The sequence below is a fragment of the Streptomyces sp. ISL-12 genome (assembly GCF_018614415.1).
Classification (GTDB): Bacteria; Actinomycetota; Actinomycetes; order Streptomycetales; family Streptomycetaceae; genus Streptomyces.
The window spans coordinates 57,019-76,285 of record NZ_JAGGOO010000046.1 but is presented as its reverse complement, the minus strand read 5'-3'; the positions used below and the strand labels follow the sequence as shown (position 1 = coordinate 76,285).

Genomic DNA, 19,267 nt, shown 5'->3' with positions numbered 1-19,267 from the left:
CGCATTCGCCCTGAATGTCGCCACCTCACTCCCCCGGGTGATCTGCCGCTTACCCATAGTCCGTTCGGGCCATTCAAGATTGGGCCCGCTGGGGGTGTTGCGCTGTGCCCACCTTCCGTAACGTCCTCAACTGGCGGCGGTGAATATGCCGCTGCCGCCGTGGGGGAGCCTCGATTCGGGAGAGGACGGCGCCGGTATGGGCTGGGTAACCGACTGGAGTGCGCAGGCCGCCTGCCGCACTACCGATCCGGATGAACTGTTCGTTCAGGGAGCAGCGCAGAACAGGGCCAAGGCGGTGTGCACCGGATGCCCGGTGCGGACCGAGTGCCTGGCCGACGCGCTGGACAACCGCGTCGAGTTCGGCGTGTGGGGAGGCATGACGGAGCGGGAGCGCCGCGCACTGCTGCGCAGGCGGCCCACCGTCACCTCCTGGCGCCGGCTCCTGGAGACGGCGCGTACGGAGTACGAGCGAGGAGCCGGCATCGTGCCCCTCGACGACGACGAGATCTACGAGAACTACGCGGCCGTGGGCTGAGGCGCGCGCGCCGCAGCCCTCACACCCGCGCGTCGGGCAGCTCGGGCCGGTCCGCCGCGAGACGGTCGCCGATGTCCCGCAGCCCCGCGAGATCGTGGACGTCACCAGGGAGCGCGGCCACTTCGGTCACCGCCACCTCGGGGTGGAGCGCGGTGAAGCGGTCACGCGTGCGCTGCTCGCGGGAGAGCAGCTGCATACGGTCGGCGTGCAGCCTGAGCAGGCCCGCGGCGAGCTGGTCGACGGACCGTTCCGGGTCGGTCCCGGTGCCGTCCGCGTCCGTCCCCGTCCCGGTGTCGGTGTCGTACGCGCTCTCGGTGGTGTCCTCGCCCTCGGTGTCCTCGGCGTACTCGGCGTCCTCGGTCGCCGCGGCGGCCCCGCCGACGACCTGCTCGGCGGGATCCTCAGCCAGGGGGAAGCCGGAACTGCCGTGTGTGTCGGGAGAGTTACGAACTCCAGCTTTCCCTTCGCGCTGATCCACAATGCCGGCGTCCTCAAGATTTTCCGCGGCGGCGAGCGCCCGCTCGGCGGACAGCCGGTCGGCTCCGCTGCCGTGGACCCGGTTGAGGACCAGACCGGCGAGCGGCATGTCCTCGGCCGCCAGCCGCTGGACGAAGTACGCGGCCTCGCGCAGCGCGTCCCGCTCCGGGGCCGCGACCACCAGGAACGCCGTACCGGGGGCCTGGAGCAGCTTGTACGTGGCGTCCGCGCGGGTGCGGAAGCCGCCGAACATCGAGTCCATCGCCGCCACGAACGTCTGTACGTCCTTCAGGAACTGCCCGCCGAGCACCTTCCCCAGGACGCCCGTCATCATCGACATCCCGACGTTCAGGAACTTCATGCCGGCCCGGCCGCCCACCTTCGCCGGGGCCAGCAGGACGCGGATCAGCTTGCCGTCCAGGAAGGAACCCAGGCGCTTGGGCGCGTCCAGGAAGTCCAGGGCGGAGCGGGACGGCGGGGTGTCGACGACGATCAGGTCCCACTCGTCGCGGGAGCGCAGCTGCCCCAGCTTCTCCATCGCCATGTACTCCTGCGTGCCCGCGAAGCCCGCCGAGAGCGACTGGTAGAAGGGGTTCGACAGGATCGCGCGGGCCCGCTCGGCATCCGCGTGCGCCTCGACGATCTCGTCGAACGTGCGCTTCATGTCGAGCATCATCGCGTGCAGCTCGCCGCCCGCCGAGTCGTCGATGCCCTTCACCCTGCGCGGCACGTTGTCCAGCGAGTCGATGCCCATCGACTGGGCGAGCCGGCGGGCCGGGTCGATGGTCAGCACGACCACCTTGCGGCCCCGCTCGGCCGCCCTGAGGCCCAGCGCCGCCGCCGTCGTCGTCTTGCCGACGCCGCCCGAGCCGCAGCACACCACGATCCGGGTCGCCGGGTCCTCCAGCAGCGGATCGATCTCCAGCGCGCGCGTGGGGGACAGCCTCCGCGCGCCCTCCTGCGCGGGGGCACGGTCCGGTTCCGGTCGGCTCGGGCTCATGCGATCCCCTGCTTCCGCCTCATACGATCCCCTGCTCCTGCAGCTCGGTGGCGAGTTCGTACAGGCCCGCCAGGTCCATGCCCTCGACGAGCAGCGGCAGTTCGTGCAACGGCAGGTCCAGCTCGCCGAGGACGGCCCGCTGCTCCTGCTCCAGCTCGTACCGCGCGGCGTACTGCCCGGCCTGGTCGAGGAGCGGGTCCACCAGCCGCTCGGCGTGCCCGCCCCGCCGCGCCCCGCCGAGCCCGGCGGCGGACAGGGCCTGGGCGAGGGAGGAACGCGGGAGGGCCCGTACGAGTTCCAGGTCCTCGGCGTCCAGCACCTCGGGCCGCACCATGTTGACGATGACCCGGCCTACCGGCAGCCGGGCGGCGCGCAGCTCGGCGATGCCGTCGGCGGTCTCCTGGACCGGCATCTCCTCCAGCAGCGTCACCAGGTGCACGGCCGTCTCGCGGGACTTCAGGACCCGCATCACCGCCTGCGCCTGATTGTGTATCGGGCCGATCTTCGCCAGCCCCGCCACCTCGTCGTTGACGTTGAGGAAGCGGGTGATGCGGCCGGTCGGGGGCGCGTCCATGACGACGTAGTCGTACACGAACCGTCCGGCGCGGTCCTTCCTGCGGACCGCCTCGCACGCCTTGCCGGTCAGCAGGACGTCCCGGACCCCGGGCGCGATGGTGGTCGCGAAGTCGATGGCGCCGAGCTTCTTCAGGGCCCGGCCGGCGCCGCCCAGTTTGTAGAACATCTGGAGGTAGTCCAGAAGGGCCAGTTCGGGGTCGATGGCGAGGGCGTACACCTCCCCGCCCCCGGGAGCGACGGCGATCTTCCGCTCCTCATAAGGCAGCGCTTCGGTCTCGAAGAGCTGCGCGATGCCCTGCCGGCCCTCGACCTCGACGAGGAGCGTCCGCTTCCCCTCCGTGGCCAGGGCCAGCGCTAGGGCGGCGGCCACCGTGGTCTTGCCGGTTCCGCCCTTGCCGCTGACGACCTGGAGCCTGCTCACGTATTCGAGCGTAACCAGTCCGGGCCCGGCCTACGCGGAGGGCTGTGGATAACAGCGGATACAGTCGGCCCATGACCAAGTGGGAATACGCGACCGTACCGCTGCTCGTCCACGCCACGAAGCAGATCCTGGACACCTGGGGCGAGGACGGCTGGGAACTCGTCCAGGTCGTGCCCGGGCCGAACAACCCCGAGCAGCTGGTGGCCTACCTGAAGCGGGAGAAGCAGGCGTGAGTGCCGTCGAGGCGAAACTCGCGGAGCTGGGCATCACGCTGCCGGAGGTCGTGCCGCCGCTGGCCGCCTACCAGCCGGCCGTGCGGTCCGGGGCGTACGTCTTCACCGCCGGCCAGCTGCCGATGGTGGACGGGGCGCTGCCGGTGACCGGCAAGGTGGGCGGTGAGGTCACGCCCGAGGAGGCCAAGGAGCTGGCGCGCACCTGCGCGCTGAACGCCCTGGCCGCCGTGAAGTCCGTCGCCGGTGATCTCGACCGCGTCGCGCGCGTGGTGAAGGTCGTCGGCTTCGTCGCCTCCGCCCCCGACTTCACCGGGCAGCCCGCCGTGCTCAACGGCGCCAGCGAGCTGCTCGGCGAGGTCTTCGGCGACAAGGGCGTGCACGCGCGCAGCGCGGTCGGCGTGGCGGTGCTGCCGCTGGACGCGCCCGTGGAGGTCGAGATCCAGGTGGAGCTGGCCGAGGGGGCGTAGTACCGCGCGGGTGGGGCACCGAGGGGGCGGCGTAGGACCGCGCGGGTGCGGCACCCGAGGAGGCGTAGTACCGGGCGGGTGCGGCACCCGAGGAGGCGTAGTACCGGGCGGGTGCGGCACCCGAGGAGGCGTAGTACCGCGCGGGTGCGGCACCCGAGGAGGCGTAGTACCGGGCGGGTGCGGCACCGGGCAGGCGTAGTGCCGCGCGCTGTTGCCAGGTCGGCAACAAACCTGGTCGGGTCCGTGACCGACGTTCCAGGATCGCTGCCGGGAGCCCGGTCCAGGGCTCCTGACCGCGATCTCCGCACGTCCGGGAGGACCCATGCCCCAGCAGCCCCCGACCGCCCCCGTCCACCACCTCGTGCCCGGCCCGGCCGGCCGTGTCCACCTGGTCGAGCAGGGCACCGGGCCGCTGGTCCTCCTGGTGCACGGTTTCCCGGAGTCCTGGTACTCCTGGCGCCGCCAGCTGCCCGCCCTGGCCGCCGCCGGGTACCGCGCCGTCGCCCTCGACGTGCGCGGCTACGGGCGCTCCTCCCGGCCCGCCGAGCCGGCGGCGTACCGGATGCTCGACCTGGTGGCCGACAACGTCGCCGTGGTCGAGGCGCTGGGCGAGCGGGAGGCGGTGGTCGTCGGCCACGACTGGGGCGCCACCATCGCCGCCACCTCGGCGCTGCTGCGTCCCGACGTCTTCCGCGCGGTCGGCCTGCTCAGCGTCCCGTACACGCCGCCGGGCGGGCCCCGGCCGAGCGAGGTGTTCGCCTCGATGGGCGGCCCGGAGGCCGAGCAGGAGTTCTACGTCTCGTACTTCCAGGAGCCCGGCCGCGCCGAGGCGGAGATCGAGCCCGACGTACGCGGCTGGCTCGCCGGTTTCTACGCCGCCCTGTCCGGCGACACCATGCCCGCGCCCGGCGCCCCCGACCCGCACTTCGTCGCCCGGGGCGGCACCCTGCGCGACCGCTTCCCCTCCGGGCGCCGGCCCGCCTGGCTCACCGAGGCGGACCTCGACGTCTACGCCGGGGAGTTCGAGCGGACCGGCCTCACCGGCGCCCTCAACCGGTACCGGAACATGGACCGCGACTGGGCCGACCTCGCCGGCCACCACGGCGCCCCCGTCGAGCAGCCCGCCCTGTTCCTGGGCGGTGCCCTGGACGCCTCCACCACCTGGCTGTCCGACGCCATCGCCGCCTACCCCGAGACCCTGCCCGGCCTCACCGCCTCACACCTCCTGGACGGCTGCGGCCACTGGCTCCAGCAGGAACGCCCCGAGGACACCAACCGGCTGCTGACCGACTGGCTCGCCGCGCTGCCCGCCTGACCGGCACCACCGGCCACTCGAAACATCCGCCGGTCACCGGATAGCCTCCGGCCATGGCGAACGGTCAGGCGGACGGTCGGACGAGCGCTCAGGCGAACGGTCCGGCGAGCGCTCAGGTGAACGGCCAGTGGTACCCACCGGAGTGGCCGGAGCGCATCCGCGCGCTCGCGGCCGGCGCGCTCACCCCGGTCACGCCCAGACGCGCGGCCACGGTGATGCTGCTGAAGGACCCCGGCCCCGCCGTCCACATGCTGCGCCGCCGCACTTCCATGGCCTTCGCCGGCGGCGCGTACGCCTATCCGGGCGGCGGCGTCGACCCGCGTGACCACGACCGCGCCGTCGGCTGGGCGGGCCCCACGCGCGCGTGGTGGGCGCAACGGCTCGGCGTGGCCGAGGCCGACGCCCAGGCGATCGTCTGCGCCGCCGTACGGGAGACGTACGAGGAGGCGGGCGTCCTGCTCGCCGGGCCGGACGCCGGGACGGTCGTCGGGGACACCACCGGCGACGACTGGGAGGCGGACCGGGCCGCGCTGGTGGCCCGGGAGCTGTCCTTCGCGGAGTTCCTGGACCGGCGGGGCCTGGTGCTCCGCTCCGACCTGCTGGGTGCCTGGGCGCGCTGGATCACCCCGGAGTTCGAGGCCCGGCGCTACGACACGTGGTTCTTCGTGGCCGCCCTTCCCGAGGGGCAGCGCACCCGCAACGCCTCCACGGAGGCCGACCGCACGGTGTGGATCACGCCGGGCGAGGCCGCCGCCGGGTACGACCGGGGCGAGCTGCTGATGATGCCGCCGACGATCGCGACGCTGCGGGCGCTCACGGAGTACGGCACGGCGGCCGGGGCGCTGGCGGGGTCCGCCGGGCGCGATCTGACGCCCGTACTGGCCCGGGCCCGGCTGGCGGACGGCGAGATCGTGCTGTCGTGGCCGGGGCACGAGGAGTTCACCAAGCACGTCCCGACGACCGCCGGGACCGGTACCGAGACCGGGGGAGCCCCCGCATGACGGACGCCACCGCCCTGCCCGGCCAGCCGCGCGGCCAGGTGCTGACCGGACCCGCCACCGCACGGGCCGTCAACGTCCTGGCGCCCAACGCCTCGCCGATGACCCTGGACGGGACCAACACCTGGATCCTCGCCGAGCCCGGATCCGGCCTGGCCGTCGTGGTCGACCCGGGCCCGCTGGACGAGGGTCACCTGCGGCACGTCGTCGACACCGCCGAGCGGGCCGGCCGGCGGGTCGCCCTGACGCTGCTGACGCACGGTCACCCGGACCACGCCGAGGGCGCCGCCCGCTTCGCCGAGCTGACCGGTACGAAGGTGCGGGCGCTGGACCCGGCGCTGCGGCTGGGCGAGGAGGGGCTGGGGGCCGGGGACGTGGTCACGGTCGGCGGCCTGGAGCTGAGGGTCGTACCGACGCCGGGGCACACCGCCGACTCGCTCAGCTTCCACCTGCCCGCCGACCGGGCGGTGCTGACGGGCGACACGGTCCTGGGACGCGGCACGACCGTCGTCGCCCACCCCGACGGCCGCCTCGGCGACTACCTGGACTCCCTGCGGCGGCTCAGGTCGCTCGCGGTCGACGACGGCGTGCACACGGTGCTGCCGGGGCACGGTCCCGTCCTGGAGGACGCCCAGGGGGCCGTGGAGTACTACCTCGCCCACCGCGCCAACCGTCTCGCGCAGGTGGAGACGGCGGTCGAGGACGGCTACCGGACGCCCGCCGAGGTCGTCGCCCAGGTCTACGCGGACGTGGACCGCTCCCTGTGGCCGGCGGCGGAGCTGTCGGTACGGGCACAGCTGGAGTACCTGGAGGAGCACGGGCTCATCCAGCCGCCCGCGCCCTGAGGGCGTCAGCGCGAGCGCTTGGCCAGCCGCTCCACGTCCAGCAGGATCACCGCGCGGGCCTCCAGGCGGAGCCAGCCGCGCTGGGCGAAGTCGGCGAGGGCCTTGTTGACCGTCTCGCGGGAGGCGCCGACCAGCTGGGCCAGCTCCTCCTGCGTCAGGTCGTGCACCACGTGGATGCCTTCCTCGGACTGCACGCCGAACCGGCGGGACAGGTCGAGCAGGGCGCGCGCGACGCGGCCCGGGACGTCCGAGAAGACCAGGTCCGACATGGCGTCGTTGGTCTTGCGCAGCCGGCGGGCGACGGCGCGCAGCAGGGCGGTGGCCACCTCCGGGCGCACGTTCAGCCAGGGCTGGAGGTCGCCGTGGCCGAGGCCCAGCAGCTTGACCTCGGTCAGCGCGGTGGCGGTCGCGGTGCGCGGGCCCGGGTCGAACAGCGACAGTTCGCCGATCAGCTCGCCGGGGCCGACGACGGCCAGCATGTTCTCGCGGCCGTCGGGGGACGTGCGGTGAAGCTTGACCTTGCCCTCGGTGACCACGTACAGGCGGTCGCCGGGGTCCCCCTCGTGGAACAGCGAGTCACCGCGAGCGAGGGTCACCTCACTCATGGAGGCGCGCAGCTCGGCGGCCTGCTCGTCGTCGAGCGCCGCGAAGAGCGGGTTGCGCCGCAGAACGTCGTCCACGAGTTCTCTCCTATTCGACCTGCTCAGGGGATCTTGCTCCCCGGTGGTTCCAGGGGACCGTGGTGCCCATTTTGCGGGACGGTCCAAACAGTGTGATCTGTCACAAGGATGCCGCACAGGTGTCCCGGGGTACGCGGCAGGGGTCCAATTGGGCGCCGATCTTCAGGGGCCGGGGCGGATGTCAGTGCCGGGCCGTAGGGTGGCCGGGTGTCCAAATCGCCGGTGAGAGCGCAGGCCGAGGGGGCCGGGCAGGTGGTTGTACGTCGGAATTCCGCCGTGGGCGAACAAGGCTCCGATGGCGGTAGTGAAACGGCGAAAGCGTCGAAAAGGCCGGCGGAGACGGAGGCGGCGGTGACGGGTACGGCGAAGAGGGCGGCGGCGGGTACGGCGAAGAAGGCGACAACAGGTACAGCCAAGAAGGCAGCGGCGGGTACGGCCAAGAAGGCAGCGGCGGGTACGGCCAAGAAGGCAGCGGCAGGTACGGCGAAGAAGGCGGCGCCCGCCCGGAAGACGGCGGCGAAGAAAGCGACGGAGAGCGCGACGAAGGCCGCCGCCGGTGGGAAGAAGTCCGTCCCCGGCGCGAAGAAGCCCGCCGTCAGCACACAGAAGCCCGTCGCCAAGAAGCCCGTCGTCGCGCCGAAGAAGGCCACCGCCTCCGTCAAGGGCGTGGCCCCGGCGAAGAGCGTCCCCGCCAGGTCCCCGCGCGAGGAGTCCCGTACCGCGCTGGTCCGCCGCGCCCGCCGCATCGACCGCGAGCTGGCGGAGGTCTACCCGTACGCCCACCCCGAGCTGGACTTCGAGAACCCCTTCCAGCTGCTGGTGGCCACGGTGCTGTCCGCGCAGACCACCGACCTGCGCGTCAACCAGACGACCCCCGCCCTGTTCGCCACGTACCCCACCCCCGAGGACCTGGCCGCCGCCGACCCGGCGGAGGTCGAGGAGATCCTGCGCCCGACCGGCTTCTTCCGGGCCAAGACCAGGTCGGTCATAGGGCTGTCGAAGGCTCTGACGGAGGACTTCGGCGGCGAGGTCCCCGGCCGCCTCGAAGACCTGGTCAAGCTGCCCGGCGTCGGCCGCAAGACCGCCTTCGTCGTCCTGGGCAACGCCTACGGCCGCCCCGGCATCACCGTCGACACCCACTTCCAGCGCCTGGTGCGCCGCTGGCAGTGGACCGCCGAGACCGACCCGGACAAGATCGAGGCGGCCGTCGGCGGGCTGTTCCCCAAGAGCGACTGGACCGACCTCTCGCACCACGTCATCTGGCACGGCCGCCGTATCTGCCACGCCCGCAAGCCCGCCTGCGGCGCCTGCCCCATCGCCCCGCTCTGCCCGGCGTACGGCGAGGGCGAGACGGACCCGGAGAAGGCGCGGAAGCTGCTCAAGTACGAGAAGGGCGGCTTCCCGGGGCAGCGGCTGAACCCGCCGCAGGCGTACCTGGACGCGGGCGGCAGACCGGCGCCGCCGCTGGGACGTCCTTGATGACGCATGCCGGGGGCCGAACCGCGGAACGATCTCGGGGAGGCCGGGCGTTGGACACGACAGAACGGGGGTGGCGATGACGCGTGCGAGCGATGCGAGCGACATGCGGGAGGTCGCGCTCGACCGGTCGGGCCTGCCCGGCTGGCTGGAGCCGGTGGTGCGGGCCGTGGACACGGTGCGGCCCACCGAGCTGAGCCGTTTCCTGCCCCCGAAGGACGGCGGCGGGCGGCAGTCGGCCGTGCTGATCCTCTTCGGGGAGGGCGAGCGCGGCCCCGAGCTGCTGCTGATGGAGCGGGCCGGCTCGCTGCGCTCGCACGCCGGGCAGCCGGCCTTCCCGGGCGGCGCGCTCGACCCCGAGGACGGCGACCCGCAGGGCGACGGCCCGCTGCGCGCCGCGCTGCGCGAGGCCGAGGAGGAGACCGGGCTCGACCCGTCCGGCGTACGGCTGTTCGGGGTACTGCCCAAGCTCTACATCCCCGTCAGCCAGTTCGTGGTCACGCCCGTACTGGCCTGGTGGCGCGAGCCCAGCCCGGTCGGCGTCGTCGACCCCGGCGAGACCGCCCGGGTCTTCACGGTCCCCGTGGCGGACCTCACGGACCCCGCCAACCGGGCCACCACCGTCCATCCCAGCGGCCACCGGGGCCCGGCGTTCCTGGTCGAATCGGCCCTGGTGTGGGGCTTCACCGCCGGCATCATCGACCGGTTGCTGCACTTCGCGGGCTGGGAGCGGCCCTGGGACCGGACCCGGCAGGTCCCGCTGGACCGGCGCGCATGACGCGCATGACAGGGTGGGCGCCGTGCCGTGCCCACCGGAGGGACGCGTCCCGGGGCCCCGGCCGGTCCGAAGCGAGCGGAATGACGAGGCGAGGCTAGAAGCGGTGAACGTGCTGGACATCCTGTTGCTGGTCGCCGCCGTCTGGTTCGCGATCGTCGGCTACCGCCAGGGCTTCGTCGTGGGCATCCTGTCGGTGATCGGTTTCCTCGGCGGCGGACTCGTCGCCGTCTACCTCCTGCCCGTCGTCTGGGACGCGATGACCGGCAACGCGGAGGTGAACACGACCGCCGCCGTCGTCGCGGTCGTCATCGTCATCGTCTGCGCCTCCGTCGGCCAGGCCCTGACCACCCACCTCGGCAGCAAGCTGCGCCGGCACATCACCTGGTCGCCCGCGCGCGCCCTGGACGCCACCGGCGGCGCCCTCGTCAACGTCATCGCCATGCTGCTGGTGGCCTGGCTGATCGGCTCGGCCATCGCCGGGACCACGCTGCCGACGATCGGCAAGGCGGTCCGTGACTCCCGGGTGCTGAACGGGGTCGCCGTCGCGCTGCCCACCGATCAGACCGACCGCTGGTTCCGGGACTTCTCCTCCATCCTCGCGCAGAACGGCTTCCCGCAGGTCTTCAGCCCCTTCTCCAACGAGCCGATCGCCAAAGTCCCCGCGCCCGACCCGGCCCTCGCCAAGAGCGCCGTCGCCGTGCGCGCCCAGCGCTCCATCGTCAAGGTGATGGGCACCGCGACCGGTTGCGGCAAGGTCCTGGAGGGCACCGGCTTCGTCTACGGCGAGCGCCGCGTGATGACCAACGCCCATGTGGTGGGCGGCGTCGACGAGCCCACCGTCCAGATAGGCGGCGAGGGCCGCACGTACGACGCGACGGTCGTCCTCTACGACTGGCGGCGCGACATCGCCGTACTCGACGTACCGGACCTGCGGGCACCGGCGCTGCGGTTCGCCGAGGAGGACGCGGACATCAACGACGGCGCCATCGTGGCCGGCTTCCCGGAGAACGGGTCGTACGACGTCCGGGCGGCCCGGCTGCGCGGGCGCATCACGGCCAGCGGCCCGGACATCTACCACCGCGGCACCGTCAGCCGGGACGTCTACTCGCTCTACGCGACCGTCCGCCAGGGCAACTCGGGCGGGCCGCTGCTCACCACCGACGGCGAGGTCTACGGCGTGGTGTTCGCCAAGTCCCTCGACGACCCGCAGACCGGCTACGCGCTGACCGCCGACGAGATCCAGGACGACATCGTCAAGGGGCGGACCGCCAGCCAGCAGGTGGACAGCGACAGCTGCGCGCTGTGAGTGCGGGCAGGGCCCGGCCCCGGTGCGCCCTCGGCTCAGCCGCGCGGGTGACGCAGCCGTACGGAGACCCAGCGGGCGCGGCGGCGCAGGATGCGCGGAATGCCCACCCGCAGATCGGTGCCCGCGAGTTGCGGGGTGCCGCCTTGCTGGTGGGGGCTCAAACCGCTCGGGGAGCGGCGAGTGCGTGCTGCGTCACTGTAGTCGTGCGTCCAGCCCATACCCCGACGTCTGCCCCCGCCCCAAGGTCCATAACCGCTCCAGGGGCCCCCAATTGGCCTATGCGCCAGGCATGTGGCCACTGGGTCACCGGTCGGGTTCCGGGTCCTTCAGCCAATTGATCAGTTCGGTGGAGAAAGCGACCGGGTCTTCCTCGTGGGGGAAGTGGCCGAGCCCGTCGAACAGCCGCCAGCGGTAGGGGGCTTCGACGTACTCCCCGGAACCCGCCGCGCTCCGGGTGCGCGTCACCGGGTCGAGCGAGCCGTGCAGATGCAGCATCGGCACCCGCACCGGCCGCTTCATCCGCCGGTTGAACTGGATGCCGTCGGGCCGGGCGAGGGAACGCACCATCCAGCGGTACGGCTCGATCGAGCAGTGCGCCGTGGACGGGATGCACATGGCGCGGCGGTAGACCTCCACCGCGTCGTCCTCGGGCGGCCGGGGGCCGGACCACTCGCGGATCAGCCTGCCCACGAGGGCACCGTCGTCCGCGGTGAGCTGCCGCTCGGGGATCCAGGGCCGCTGGAACCCCCAGATGTAGGAGTTGGCGCGGGTCTGCCGGGCGTCCCTCAGCATGGCCGAGCGCCAGCGGCGCGGGTGCGGCATCGACGCCACCGCGAGCCGCCGGACCAGCTTGGGGCGCATCGCGGCGGCCGTCCACGCCAGATAGCCGCCGAGGTCGTGGCCGACCAGCGCGGCGTCCGGCTCGCCGAGCGAGCGGATCACGCCGGTGATGTCCAGTGCGAGGCCGGCCGGGTCGTAGCCGCGCGGGGTGCGGTCGCTGCCGCCGACGCCGCGCAGGTCCATGGCGACCGCGCGGAAGCCCGCGTCGGCGAGCGCCACGAGCTGGTGCCGCCAGGTCCACCAGAACTGCGGGAAGCCGTGCAGCAGCAGCACCAGCGGTCCGTCACCCAGTTCGGCGATGTGGAAGCGGGCGCCGTTGGCGGCGACGTCACGGTGGAGCACCTCCCGTCCGGGGAGGCCGAGCAGTACGGGTGAGGCGGGTTGCGCCGGAGGTGTGGCGGGATCCGTCATGAGGACGAGCGTGCCACAGCCTCGACGGCGGCGGGGGACCGGTCCTGGGCCAGTTCCGGACGCGGGTGCGGCTTGGCGTTCTGGAGCACGCCCGCCGACTGCTTCACGGAGGCGGCGACCTTCTGCGGACCCTTGCCCTTCTTGGCCTTCTTCGCGAAGACGACGCCGATCAGGGCGAGGACGACGGCGACCAGGACGTTGGCCGCGAAGGAGAGCAGGAAGCAGAGCGCCAGGTTCCAGTGGCTCCAGGTCCGGATGCCGTACGCCAGGGCGAAGTTCAGCATCGGGAGCGAGAACACCAGCAGGACGCCCGCCAGCGAGAACGCGCCGCCGCTGGTGACCCCGCGCTTGACGTCCTGCCTCAGCTGCGCCTTGGCCAGCGCGATCTCGTCGTGCACGAGCGCCGACAATTCGGTGGTCGCCGAGGCGAACAGCTGGCCGATGCTGCTTTCGGTACCGACCGGGCTGCCGTCGGGTGCGCTCATCGCGGTCTCCCTCTTCTGTTTCGCCGCGGACTGCTCTGCGAACTTCTCCGCGTACGGTTCTGTCTTTTGTACCGTCTCGTCAGATCATGCCGGACGGTCGCCCTCCTCGCCTGCCCCGCCCGGTACGTCGGCAAGCCGCGCGGACTCCCGCTCCCGGGTGATGTCCTGGGCGATCCGGCGGTGTTCGGCGGCCTTCCGCTCGTGGAGGGCGGCCATCCGCAGGTGGTACGCCGGGTCGTCCTGCTCGTAGACGTCCGGGACGCCGCTCTGGTCCTCGTCGCGTTCCTCGGCCTCGTACAGGGCCCGGTACTTGGCGTTCCGTATCCGCAGCAGCACCGTGGCCAGCAGCGCCGCGATGACGGAGCCGGTCAGTACGGCGGCCTTGACCTCGTCGGTCAGGGCCGCGTCGCCCTCGAAGGCCAGTTCGCCGATGAGCAGCGAGACGGTGAAGCCGATGCCGGCCAGCGTCGCCACCGCGAACACGTCCGCCCACGCCAGGTCGTCGCTGAGCGAGGCCCGGGTGAAGCGGGCGGTCAGCCAGGTGCCGCCGAAGATGCCGAGCGTCTTGCCGACGACGAGCCCGAGGACCACGCCGAGTGTCTCCGGCCGGGTGAACACGTCGGCGAGCGCGCCGCCGGAGACCGAGACCCCCGCGCTGAACAGTGCGAACACCGGCACCGCCAGCCCCGCCGAGAGGGGACGTACGAGGTGCTCGATCCGCTCGCCGGGTGAGTGCTCCTCGCCCTCCTCGCGGTGGCAGCGCAGCATCAGGCCCATCGCGACGCCGGCGATCGTGGCGTGGATGCCGCTGTTGTACATCAGCGCCCAGATGACGAGGCCGAGCGGGACGTACACGTACCAGCCGCGTACGCCCTTGCGCAGCAGCAGCCAGTAGACGGCGAGGCCGGCGACCGCGCCGCCGAGCGCCGCGAAGTTCAGGCTCTCGGTGAAGAAGACCGCGATGATCAGGATGGCGAACAGGTCGTCGACGACGGCGAGGGTGAGCAGGAAGGCCCGCAGGGCGCTGGGCAGGGAGGTGCCGATGACGGCGAGCACGGCCAGCGCGAAGGCGATGTCGGTGGCGGTGGGCACGGCCCAGCCGGCCAGGGAGCCGCCGCCGGCCGTGTTGGTGAGGGTGTAGACGAGCGCGGGGGCGGCCATGCCGCACAGCGCCGCCACCACCGGCAGCGCGGCGGCCTTGGGGTCCTTGAGGTCTCCGGCGACCAGTTCGCGTTTCAGCTCGATGCCGGCGACGAAGAAGAAGACGGCCAGCAGTCCGTCGGCGGCCCAGTGCGCGATCGACAGGTCCAGGCCGAGGGCGGCGGGGCCGAGGTGGAAGTGGCTGACGCTCTCGTAGCTGTGGCCCAGCGCCGGTACGTTCGCCCAGACCAGCGCGGTCACCGCGGCGACCAGCAGCAGGACGCCGCCGACGGTCTCGGTGCGCAACGCGTCCGCGAGGTAGGTCCGCTCCGGGAAGGAGAGACGGTCGAGAAGCTTGCGGGGCGTGGACACGGTGGAGACCCTTCCGGTATGTGAGCAGCACAAATCATGTGCCGACCAGACTTCCCGGCGCCCCAATGAGGTTCTTGTTCGGTTGTTGACCTTCTTCTTACCTTAACCGCGGAGGGCACCCGGCGCGCCGGGTGCCCTCCGCCGCCGGCTTCTGTCAGTCCTCGCTCGGTGCCGCCGGCAGCCGGGACTGGATCAGGTCCATCACCGTCGAGTCGGTGAGCGTGGTCACGTCGCCGAGCTGCCGGTTCTCCGCCACGTCCCGCAGCAGCCGGCGCATGATCTTGCCGGAGCGGGTCTTGGGCAGCTCGGCCACCGGCAGGATGCGCTTGGGCTTGGCGATCGGGCCGAGCGTGGCGCCGACGTGGTCGCGCAGCTGGCCGACCAGTTCCGCGGTCTCCGACGCCGTGCCGCGCAGGATGACGAAGGCGACGATGGCCTGTCCGGTGGTCTCGTCGGCGGCACCGACCACGGCCGCCTCGGCGACCGAGGGATGGGAGACCAGCGCGGACTCGACCTCGGTGGTGGAGATGTTGTGCCCGGAGACCAGCATCACGTCGTCGACCCGGCCGAGCAGCCAGATGTCGCCGTCGTCGTCCTTCTTGGCGCCGTCCCCGGCGAAGTACTTGCCCTCGAACCGGGACCAGTACGTGTCGATGAACCGCTGGTCGTCGCCCCAGATGGTGCGCAGCATCGACGGCCACGGCTCGGTGAGGACCAGGTAGCCGCCCCCGCCGTCGGGCACCTCGCCCGCCTCGTCGTCGACGACGGTGGCGGAGATGCCGGGCAGCGCGCGCTGGGCGGAGCCCGGCTTGGCCTCGGTGACGCCCGGCAGCGGGGAGATCATCATGGCGCCGGTCTCGGTCTGCCACCAGGTGTCGACGACGGGGGTGGTGTCCGCGCCGATGTTCTTGCGGTACCAGACCCACGCCTCGGGGTTGATCGGCTCACCGACCGAGCCGAGGACGCGCAGCGAGGACAGGTCGAACTTGGCGGGGATGTCGTCGCCCCACTTCATGAACGTCCGGATCGCGGTGGGCGCGGTGTAGAGGATCGTGACGCCGTACTTCTGCACGATCTCCCAGAAGCGGCCCTGGTGCGGGGTGTCGGGCGTGCCCTCGTACATGACCTGCGTGGCGCCGTTGGCGAGCGGCCCGTAGACGATGTACGAGTGCCCGGTGACCCAGCCGACGTCGGCGGTGCACCAGTAGACGTCGGTCTCCGGCTTGAGGTCGAAGACCGCCCAGTGGGTGTACGCCGTCTGGGTCAGGTAGCCGCCGGAGGTGTGCAGGATGCCCTTCGGCTTGCCCGTCGTACCGGACGTGTACAGGATGAACAGCGGGTGCTCGGCGTCGAACGCCTCCGGCGTGTGCTCGGCGGACTGCCGGTCGACGGTCTCGTGCCACCACTTGTCGCGGGAGTCGTTCCAGGCGACGTCCTGGCCGGTGCGGCGGACGACGAGGACGTGTTCGACGTTCCCGGCGCGCTCGACGGCGTCGTCGACGGCGGGCTTGAGCGCGGAGGGCTTGCCGCGCCGGTAGCCGCCGTCGGAGGTGATGACCACGCGCGCGTCGGCGTCCTGGATGCGGGTGGCGAGGGCGTCCGCGGAGAAGCCGCCGAAGACCACCGAGTGGGCGGCGCCGATCCGGGCGCAGGCCAGCATCGCGATGGCCGTCTCGGGGATCATCGGCATGTAGACGGCGACCCGGTCGCCCTTGCGCACGCCCAGTTCCAGCAGGGCGTTGGCGGCCTTGGAGACCTCGTCCTTCAGCTCGGCGTAGGTGATCGCGCGGCTGTCGCCGGGCTCGCCCTCGAAGTGGATGGCGACGCGGTCCCCGTGCCCGGCCTCGACGTGCCGGTCCACGCAGTTGTACGCGACGTTCAGCTCGCCGTCCTTGAACCACTTGGCGAACGGAGGGTTCGACCAGTCCAGCGTCTCGGCCGGCTCCTTCGCCCAGCTCAGCCGGCGGGCCTGCGCGGCCCAGAAGCCGAGCCTGTCAGCCTTGGCCTGTTCGTACGCCTCGGCCGTGACGTTGGCGTGGGCGGCCAGGTCGGCGGGCGGCGCGAACCTGCGCTCTTCACGGAGCAGGTTGGCCAAGGATTCATTGCTCACGACATCTCCCTTTCCCAGGGTTGTCCGCGGGTTGTCCGCTGTGTCCCAGGCCACAGCTCATCAGACCGTGCGGTCCGCTGACAAGGGTCGTTGACGGACAACTGGTGTAGACCTGTTGGCGGAGCGGGGCTCGCTCCGGCGGTCCGGCGTCACCGGGGGCACCGGGGTCATCCCTACCCACGGACGCCGGACGGCCGGAGTTCAGCCCTGCCCCGCTTTTCACAGGTCACACCCGGCGGGCCTGAGGTCAGGCGGGTTGCTCCGCTTCCCTGACGGGATCGAAAACCTCCGCACCGGCTTCCTCCACGAGCAGGTACGACTGGGCCTCGCCCACATGGAAGTACATGCCGTGCAGTTCCAGCGTGCCCTCCCGCAGGGCGCGGGCGACCGCCTCGTGGGCCCGCAGGTGCTCCAACTGCTGCACCACGTTGGTCAGGCAGAGCAGTTCCGCCGCGTCGGCGGGCCGGCGTCCGGCCAGCGGCGCCCAGGAACCGTCGTCCTGGGTCATCCGCTCCAGACTCGGCCGGCCGTGCCGCAGCCACCGCTTCAGCGGCGTCAGCGCGCCCCCGGGCTCGGAGTGGAGCAGCGCGTGCATCGCGCCGCACCCCGAGTGCCCGCACACCGTGATGGACCGCACCTTCAGCACGTCCACCGCGTACTCGATGGCGGCGGCCACCGAGTCGTCGCCGCTCTCCTCGCCGGGCAGCGGGACGAGGTTGCCCACATTGCGCACGGTGAAGAGGTCACCCGGGCCACTGGAGGTGATCATCGACGTGACCAGCCGGGAGTCGGCGCAGGTGAGGAAGAGCTGGGAGGGCTGCTGTCCCTCCCGGGCCAGCCGGGCCAGCTCGCCGCGGACCAGGGGCGCGGTGTTGCGCTGGAAGACGCTGATGCCGCGGGCGAGCGCACGGCCGCTGGACCGCTCGCCCCCGTCCTGCGGCTCGCCGGTCGGCAGGGTGGGCGGCGGGGGTTCGCACTGGTGGTTGCGCCAGGCCGTCCAGGGACGGCAGCGGCAGTTGCCCGAGTCGTCGGCAGGTTCGGAGATGCGCGTGCCGGGCCGGCGGCCGGTGATGTCGACGGAGCCGCCCCGCGCGGTGTGCGTCTTCTGCCAGTCCTGGAGCGTCTCGTAGGCCGCGTGGTCCATGAACGAGCCGTCCAGTTCCACGACGACGTCGGTCCCCTGGGGGACCTGGTGCAGGGCGCGGCTGAGCCGGGGCACCGCCAGGAACGTCAACTGGCCGCGGACGTGGACGTGGTGGACTCCTTCCGTCTCGGTGTGGGTGATACGGGTGCGGGTGAGGCGGTGCAGGGCGACGCTGACGGCGACGGCGATGCCCAGCGCGACGCCCTCCAGGACGCCGAGGAACACCACGCCCGCGGTGGTGACCGCGTAGACCAGGACCTCACGGTGGCGGGTGACCGTGCGGATGTGGTTCAGCGACACCATCTGGATGCCGACGGCCATGACCAGGGCGGCGAGCGAGGCGAGCGGGATCAGCTCCAGGAGCGGGACCATCAGCAGCGTGGCGATCACTACGAGAACGCCGTGCAGCATCGTGGAGTTCCGGCTCACCGCGCCCGCGTTCACGTTCGCCGTGCTGCGGACGGCGACGCCCGCGATGGGCAGGCCGCCGAGCGCGCCGGAGACGATGTTGGACGCCCCCTGGCCGAGCAGCTCGCGGTCGAGGTTGGAGCGTCCGACGCGGCCGGACAGGTCCGCGCGGGCGGCGACCAGCTTGTCCACGGCGACCGCGCCGAGCAGCGACTGCACGCTGCACACCAGGGTGATGGTGAGGACGGCGGCGACGACGCCGAGCGCCGGGCCGTCGGGCAGCGCGGCCAGCGCGTGGCTGCTCCAGGACGGCAGGTCGACCTTGGGCAGCCGGAGCCCGATGAGGGCGGCGGCCGCGGTGGCCACGGCGACGGCGACGAGCGCGGCCGGAATGGTGCGCAGCAGCTTTCCGACCCGGCCGGGGAGCCGGGGCCAGAGCAGCAGGAGCGCGAGGGTCAGCGCGCTCGCCGACACGTCGGCCGCGTGCAGGCCGGCCAACTGGGCGGGAAGCCCCCGCAGGTTGTCGGGGACGGAGCTCTGCGGGCTGCCGCCCAGGACGATGTGGAGCTGGGCGACGGCGATGGTGACGCCGATGCCGGCCAGCATGCCGTGCACGATGGCGGGGCTGACGGCGAGCGCGGTGCGCGCCACGCGCAGGCAGCCCAGGCCGAGCTGGGCGAAGCCCGCGAAGACCGTGATGGCGCAGGTCGCCCGCCAGCCGTACTGCTGGATGAGGTCGGCGGTGACCACCGTCAGACCGGCGGCCGGTCCGCTGACCTGGAGCGGGCAGCCGCCGAGCCGGCCACCGACGATGCCGCCCACCGCGGCGGCGACGAGGCCGGCCTGGAGGGGGGCGCCGGTGGCGAGGGCGATGCCCAGGGACAGGGGAAGGGCGATCAGGAAGACCGCGATCGAGGCCGACACATCGGCGCCGGCGATACGGAAGCGGCGCGGGCCCTGTGGCGGGCTGTGCGGCGGATGAACGTGCTTGGGACTGGCCGAGTCGGCACGGGTGGGAACGCAGGCTGACATGTTTTCCCGTCTCCTCCGGGGCTGCGCGGTCGCGTTGCTGGGTGGTCCCGCTCGGGGCGGGGTCGGTCGCGGCCGTGGGTCACGGCGTACAGCGGCGGGATGCCTCAGCGCCGAATTTCTCACGCTGAGTAAATGGATCGTAATGCAAAGTAAAGGCCGGGAATAGTTTTTGCCCCCATTTGGAGCAATGAAGCGCTCGTAAGGGTGAATGGGGTTAT

General features: G+C 72.3%; 18 protein-coding genes. 9 read left to right on the top strand and 9 right to left on the bottom strand.

Translation table 11 applies throughout. The features are described from left to right. The first annotated feature begins 196 nt into the window (after positions 1 to 196). Positions 197 to 535, top strand: a complete 339-nt coding sequence (gene wblA, locus J7I94_RS13580) for a transcriptional regulator WblA (protein WP_215167322.1) — start codon at positions 197 to 199, stop codon at positions 533 to 535. A 19-nt stretch (positions 536 to 554) separates the two neighbouring features. Here the strand turns inward: wblA and J7I94_RS13575 are convergent, their stop codons facing one another. Together J7I94_RS13575 and J7I94_RS13570 are read right to left on the bottom strand one after the other, a co-directional pair. Further along, positions 555 to 2,012 (bottom strand): ArsA family ATPase, encoded by a 1,458-nt coding sequence (locus J7I94_RS13575; protein WP_215167321.1) that lies wholly within the window; start codon positions 2,010 to 2,012, stop codon positions 555 to 557. Positions 2,013 to 2,031: 19 nt separating this feature from the next. Further along, the gene (locus J7I94_RS13570; protein ID WP_215167320.1) at positions 2,032 to 3,009 is read right to left on the bottom strand and encodes an ArsA-related P-loop ATPase; all 978 of its coding nucleotides are present in this window, start codon (positions 3,007 to 3,009) and stop codon (positions 2,032 to 2,034) included. A gap of 71 nt (positions 3,010 to 3,080) precedes the next feature. On the opposite strand from J7I94_RS13570, the gene J7I94_RS13565 reads away from it, so the two are divergent. The 5 genes from J7I94_RS13565 to J7I94_RS13545 all read left to right on the top strand — a co-directional run bounded on the left by J7I94_RS13565 (position 3,081) and on the right by J7I94_RS13545 (position 6,867). After that, positions 3,081 to 3,242, top strand: coding sequence for a DUF4177 domain-containing protein (locus tag J7I94_RS13565; RefSeq protein WP_003975360.1), 162 nt, complete (start codon positions 3,081 to 3,083; stop codon positions 3,240 to 3,242). Next, the gene (locus tag J7I94_RS13560) at positions 3,239 to 3,709 is read left to right on the top strand and encodes a RidA family protein (RefSeq protein ID WP_215167319.1); all 471 of its coding nucleotides are present in this window, start codon (positions 3,239 to 3,241) and stop codon (positions 3,707 to 3,709) included. The genes J7I94_RS13565 and J7I94_RS13560 overlap by 4 nt, the downstream gene beginning before the upstream one ends. Positions 3,710 to 4,031: 322 nt before the next feature. Further along, a complete protein-coding gene (locus tag J7I94_RS13555; RefSeq protein ID WP_215167318.1) occupies positions 4,032 to 5,024 on the top strand; it encodes an alpha/beta hydrolase in 993 nt (330 codons plus the stop codon). Positions 5,025 to 5,077: 53 nt separating this feature from the next. Next, positions 5,078 to 6,025: an NUDIX hydrolase gene (locus tag J7I94_RS13550; protein ID WP_215167317.1), complete on the top strand. Its 948-nt coding sequence runs from the start codon at positions 5,078 to 5,080 to the stop codon at positions 6,023 to 6,025. Beyond that, a complete protein-coding gene (locus J7I94_RS13545) occupies positions 6,022 to 6,867 on the top strand; it encodes an MBL fold metallo-hydrolase (protein WP_215167316.1) in 846 nt (281 codons plus the stop codon). The genes J7I94_RS13550 and J7I94_RS13545 overlap by 4 nt, the downstream gene beginning before the upstream one ends. 5 nt (positions 6,868 to 6,872) lie before the next feature. On the opposite strand, the gene J7I94_RS13540 is transcribed toward J7I94_RS13545, so the two are convergent. Continuing rightward, positions 6,873 to 7,547, bottom strand: coding sequence for a Crp/Fnr family transcriptional regulator (locus J7I94_RS13540; RefSeq protein ID WP_189421912.1), 675 nt, complete (start codon positions 7,545 to 7,547; stop codon positions 6,873 to 6,875). A 351-nt stretch (positions 7,548 to 7,898) separates the two neighbouring features. Here J7I94_RS13540 and nth point away from each other — a divergent pair, with 351 nt between their 5' ends. From nth to J7I94_RS13525, 3 genes are all read left to right on the top strand, one after another. After that, positions 7,899 to 9,026: an endonuclease III gene (gene nth, locus J7I94_RS13535; protein ID WP_215167315.1), complete on the top strand. Its 1,128-nt coding sequence runs from the start codon at positions 7,899 to 7,901 to the stop codon at positions 9,024 to 9,026. 76 nt (positions 9,027 to 9,102) lie between these two features. Further along, complete coding sequence (locus tag J7I94_RS13530) at positions 9,103 to 9,801, top strand: CoA pyrophosphatase (protein ID WP_215167314.1); 699 nt, start codon at positions 9,103 to 9,105, stop codon at positions 9,799 to 9,801. A 103-nt stretch (positions 9,802 to 9,904) separates the two neighbouring features. Beyond that, a complete protein-coding gene (locus J7I94_RS13525) occupies positions 9,905 to 11,107 on the top strand; it encodes a MarP family serine protease (RefSeq protein ID WP_215167313.1) in 1,203 nt (400 codons plus the stop codon). A gap of 35 nt (positions 11,108 to 11,142) precedes the next feature. Here J7I94_RS13525 and J7I94_RS13520 read toward each other — a convergent pair whose 3' ends face one another. The 6 genes from J7I94_RS13520 to J7I94_RS13495 all read right to left on the bottom strand — a co-directional run bounded on the left by J7I94_RS13520 (position 11,143) and on the right by J7I94_RS13495 (position 19,049). Beyond that, complete coding sequence (locus J7I94_RS13520; RefSeq protein WP_215167312.1) at positions 11,143 to 11,325, bottom strand: hypothetical protein; 183 nt, start codon at positions 11,323 to 11,325, stop codon at positions 11,143 to 11,145. A gap of 85 nt (positions 11,326 to 11,410) precedes the next feature. Further along, the gene (locus J7I94_RS13515) at positions 11,411 to 12,358 is read right to left on the bottom strand and encodes an alpha/beta fold hydrolase (protein ID WP_215167311.1); all 948 of its coding nucleotides are present in this window, start codon (positions 12,356 to 12,358) and stop codon (positions 11,411 to 11,413) included. Beyond that, positions 12,355 to 12,843 (bottom strand): phage holin family protein, encoded by a 489-nt coding sequence (locus J7I94_RS13510; protein WP_215167310.1) that lies wholly within the window; start codon positions 12,841 to 12,843, stop codon positions 12,355 to 12,357. The genes J7I94_RS13515 and J7I94_RS13510 overlap by 4 nt, the downstream gene beginning before the upstream one ends. A gap of 84 nt (positions 12,844 to 12,927) precedes the next feature. Beyond that, positions 12,928 to 14,355: a Na+/H+ antiporter NhaA gene (nhaA, locus tag J7I94_RS13505; protein ID WP_308114564.1), complete on the bottom strand. Its 1,428-nt coding sequence runs from the start codon at positions 14,353 to 14,355 to the stop codon at positions 12,928 to 12,930. Positions 14,356 to 14,509: 154 nt separating this feature from the next. Further along, positions 14,510 to 16,465: an acetate--CoA ligase gene (gene acs / locus J7I94_RS13500; RefSeq protein WP_215167308.1), complete on the bottom strand. Its 1,956-nt coding sequence runs from the start codon at positions 16,463 to 16,465 to the stop codon at positions 14,510 to 14,512. A 247-nt stretch (positions 16,466 to 16,712) separates the two neighbouring features. After that, positions 16,713 to 19,049 (bottom strand): SulP family inorganic anion transporter, encoded by a 2,337-nt coding sequence (locus tag J7I94_RS13495; RefSeq protein WP_215167307.1) that lies wholly within the window; start codon positions 19,047 to 19,049, stop codon positions 16,713 to 16,715. Between the last annotated feature and the right edge of the window lie 218 nt (positions 19,050 to 19,267).